1 protein-coding gene and 1 pseudogene are annotated in these 515 nt (G+C 69.5%); both read right to left on the bottom strand.

Going from position 1 to position 515, the window contains the following annotated elements; translation table 11 throughout:
- Positions 1 to 333 (bottom strand): efflux RND transporter permease subunit (locus tag AX737_RS12305; protein WP_197430554.1); only part of this gene is annotated, 333 nt, incomplete at its 3' end.
- 12 nt (positions 334 to 345) lie between these two features.
- A pseudogene (locus AX737_RS35785) lies at positions 346 to 515 on the bottom strand (RND transporter); the annotation flags it as partial.

Raw genomic sequence — 515 nt, 5'->3', positions numbered from 1 at the left:
GGCGACCTGCTGGCGGTTGCGGTAGATGTCGGTGCCCCAGTCGAACTCGACGTAGGTGACGGACAGCCCGACGCCCGAAACCGAGCGCACGCGGGTGACCCCGGGCAGCCCGTTCATCCGGGTCTCGATGGGATAGGTGACGAGTTGCTCAACCTCCTGAGGGGCGTACCCTTCGGCCTCCGTCATGATGGTGACGGTGGGCTTGTTGAGGTCGGGGAACACGTCGACCGGGAGCTTGGTCGCGGTGAAGGCGCCGAAGAGCACCAGCACCGTGGCCATGGCGAGCACGAGCAGGCGGTTGCGGACCGACTGGCTGACGAGGAAGGTGAACATCCGGTGGCCTCCTCAGCGGACCTGGTCGAGGAGTTCGGCGCCCTGGGTCACCACCCGCTTGCCGGGCCCGATCCCCTCGGCGACCAGCACGCGGCCGCCGTCGAGCGGCTCGACGCGGACCGGCCGGGCCTCGAAGCGCTCGGCGGTGGTGTGCTCGTAGACGACGTCCTGCCCGTTGCCGG

This window comes from Methylobacterium sp. CCH5-D2, from assembly GCF_001556475.1.
In the GTDB taxonomy this organism is placed as follows: Bacteria; Pseudomonadota; Alphaproteobacteria; order Rhizobiales; family Beijerinckiaceae; genus Methylobacterium; species Methylobacterium hispanicum.
Note: the sequence above shows the minus strand (reverse complement) of the source record. Positions and strands in the feature narration are given on the sequence as shown.